A 3,332-nucleotide genomic window follows, 5' to 3' on the forward strand; every position below is an offset into this window, starting at 1 on the left:
TTCATACTTTTTCCTCCATTTCCTAAGTCCTATTATAGCGCTATTTTAGAGACTTTCAAGGAAATATAAGAAATTTAGACAAAAATAAGAAAACGATTACATAGAAAAGCGACTTATAAAGTAAATTTCACAATTTTAGCAGTCATAAGAGTTAAAAAAATCCAGGACCTGAGCCCTGGATTTAGGAGATTATGAAAAAGAAAAGTTTTAGGATGGTTATAGTATATAAAGCAAAGCCTAAAGTTTTCTTAAAGTAGACAAAAATTATTTTCTTGGATTTTTAAAAGGAAGTTGAAATTAATCAACTTCCTTAGTATAGATGTCTTATAAGAATAATTTTAGTCGATTTTCGGACTTAATTTACAATTGATTTGCACGTCCATTTTCATCAAAGTGATAAGTCACACCATTGATGGTACGTGTTTGGTTGGTTACGAGCTCCCCAGAGTTTTCATCGTAGTAACGAGTCCCCTTGTAGTCTGTAACGAAATTGCCTTTAATTTGCTTACCTTGATAATCAAAGTAGAGGTGTTGACCATTGATGACTTGATCAAATAGAAGAGCCTTTCCATCGTTACCGAAGTAGTACCAGTGTCCATCTGCATAGACGAATTGGTTGGTTACAGCAGCACCTGTTTCAGCGTCGAAGTAGTAAGTTGGGTTGTCTTCTGCTCTGCTAAGAAAAGAAATATAAAACTTAGGTCCAACTAATTTTCCACGAACTTGTTCGTTTGTTTCGTATTTGTTCATTGGATTGGCAGAGAAATAGTAAAGTTTCCCATCAATTTTTTTGAAACCTGCGACTTTTTTACCATTTTCTAGGTAGAACCAACTACCGCGAGATTTAACAAAACCAGTTTTTTCTACAGCTTCGCCAGTTTCATCATCATAGTAAGGTGGATTTTGATATATGTTAAAGGAACCACGAAGGACCCTTCCGTTTTGCTCAACATAGTAATCCTTACCGTTAACACTTATACTTCCAGTTCGTCCATTACTGCTAAAATAGTATAAATCGTCACCAATTTTAATAAACTGATCACGAGGGAGCTCTTTCCGTGCGCCAGTATCTTTATCGTAGTAGTAACCATCAAGAACAGTATCTTTAGCTTGTACACCATTATAGTCAAAGTAAACATGTACCCCATCGATGGTTTGTGAGCCTTTAAGGATATTACCTTCTGCATCTGCATAGTACCATTTACCATTATGGTTGAAGTATTGATTTTTTACAAGAGCACCGGAGTCTTTATCATAATATCTCATAGGAGTACCAGATAGATAATATTTTTCTTTTATGACTAATTTACCATCTTTGTCAGTAAAGCCCCCTTTAATTTGTTGCCCTGTTTTAGTATCAAAATGGACTTGAACCCCATCGATGGTCTGTTCGCCTTTGAGAATCTTACCCTCAGCATTGACGTAGTACCAATTATCGTTAACTTGGACATAGCGACTTGTTCCCAAATCTACTTTGGCACCAGAATTTTGGTCGTAATAGTAACCATTATCACCAAACTCTCCTTTTACTTGTTTACCCCCATAAGGATCAAAGTATACAGGAACATTGTTAATGGTTTGAGAACCTTTAAGTCTTTTACCGTCATTGCCTACATAGTACCAGTCTTTATCAACTTGGACATAGCTATTGGTTACGAGAGCACCAGTGACCCCATCGTAGTATTTATCGTTTCTTGCGAAATTTCCTTTAACTTGAGCACCAGTTTCTTTATCAAAGAAGTATTCAATGTTGTCGATGACTGTTGCCCCTTTGATAGCCTTACTATCAGCTCCAATAAAGTAGGTTTTGTCTTTAACTGTTACGAAACGATTAGTAACTAGATTTCCAGAGTCTTTATCATGAAATTGTTTGTTGTAGTCAAAATCTCCTTTCACTTGGATACCTTTATAGCCAAAGTAGACATGAGCGCCATCAATAGTTTGTTCACCTGTCAAGATTTTTCCATCGTTACCGATGTAGTACCAGTTGCCTTTAATTTGAACATAACGGTTTGTGCCTAGGTCGACTCGGTTACCATCCTGATCATAGAAGTAGCCATCGTCACCAAAATTGTCGAAGACTTGTCTTCCATCATATGTAAAGTAAACCTGTTTACCATTGATAGTTTTAGCACCTTTTACACGAATACCCTGCTCATCAACATAGTAGCGTTCATTTTGGTGGGTATAGTTATCGTAGGCAATAACGTAGTTGTTAGTGACTAGTGCACCAGAATCTTTGTCGTAATAGTGTTCTTTATTGTTAGTATCATTTCTAACAAAATAGCCCTTAACTTGAACACCACCTTGATTGAAGTAAACCTTAACGCCATCGATGGTTTGTGGTCCCTTTAAAATAGCACCATCATTTCCAGCATAGTACCATTTTCCGTTTAATTCAAAATAGCGGTTTGTCCCGAAATCAACTTGTTTTCCGTTTTCGTCGTAATAACGGTCATCAGAAGCAAATCTACCTTTAACTTGTTCACCATACTGATCAAAATAATACCACGCTCCATTAACTTCTTTGGAACCAATTGTCTTATTACCATTTTCATCTAAGTAATAGGTTCTACCATAATTTTCAACGAATTTATTAGTAACAAGAGCACCAGAGTCTTTGTCATAATAGTGACCGTCCCAGGTAAATTCCCCTTTAACCTGAACACCACTATCTCTAAAGTAGACCTTAACGCCATCAATAGTTTGTGGTCCAGTCAGGTCTTTACCGCTAGCATCTTTGTAATGCCAGTAGCCATATTCGTCTCTATAGTACTGACCACCAGTGACGTTTGTTTCCTTGTTCGAAGTTTCGGTAGCTGAAGCAGTCTCATTGGCAGCTCGGTCTGTAGTTACAGCCTCACGTGTTTGGCCTGTGGCTGATTCTGCAGGAGCTTGGCTTTCACTTGCAGTTGTTGAAGCTGTTTCACTGGCAACTTCAGAGCTTGCAACAGAAGTTGTGGCTTGTTCTGAGACATTTGTAGTGCTTTCAGTGCTAGCTACATTTTCAGTAGTAGCAGGAGTTTCGACAACCTTTGTTTCTACTAGGTCTGCTGTGGTTTCCACATTGGTAGATGTTGCAGCAGTCGTATCAAGGTTAGATGCGTTGTCAGCCTTAGTTTCCTCAGCAAAGGCAGGTCTTGCGATTAAAGTAAAACTTGCAAGAGCAGTAGCACATGAGAATGCAATCAGACGTTTTTTGGACTTAGGTCCAGTAAAATTAGAATGTACTTTCATAATTCTTCCTCCTTTTTCCTACTTCCTATTATAGTGCTATTTTAGAGACTTTCAAGAAAATATAAGAAATTTAGACAAAAATAAGAAAACGATTA

At 37.3% G+C, this 3,332-nt stretch carries 1 protein-coding gene; it reads right to left on the reverse strand.

From position 1 onward, the window contains the following. Positions 1-360: 360 nt before the first annotated feature. Entirely contained in the window at positions 361-3,237 is a 2,877-nt protein-coding gene (locus ADH51_RS06110; protein ID WP_048675208.1) for a glucosyl transferase, read from the reverse strand. Positions 3,238-3,332: the final 95 nt, after the last annotated feature.

This window comes from Streptococcus sp. 449_SSPC (genome assembly GCF_001073005.1).
GTDB lineage: Bacteria > Bacillota > Bacilli > Lactobacillales > Streptococcaceae > Streptococcus > Streptococcus salivarius_F.

Coding starts and splice junctions, on each gene's coding strand:
- ADH51_RS06110 (WP_048675208.1), bottom strand. CDS start 3,237: ATGAAAGTACATTCTAATTTTACTGGACCTAAGTCCAAAAAACGTCTG.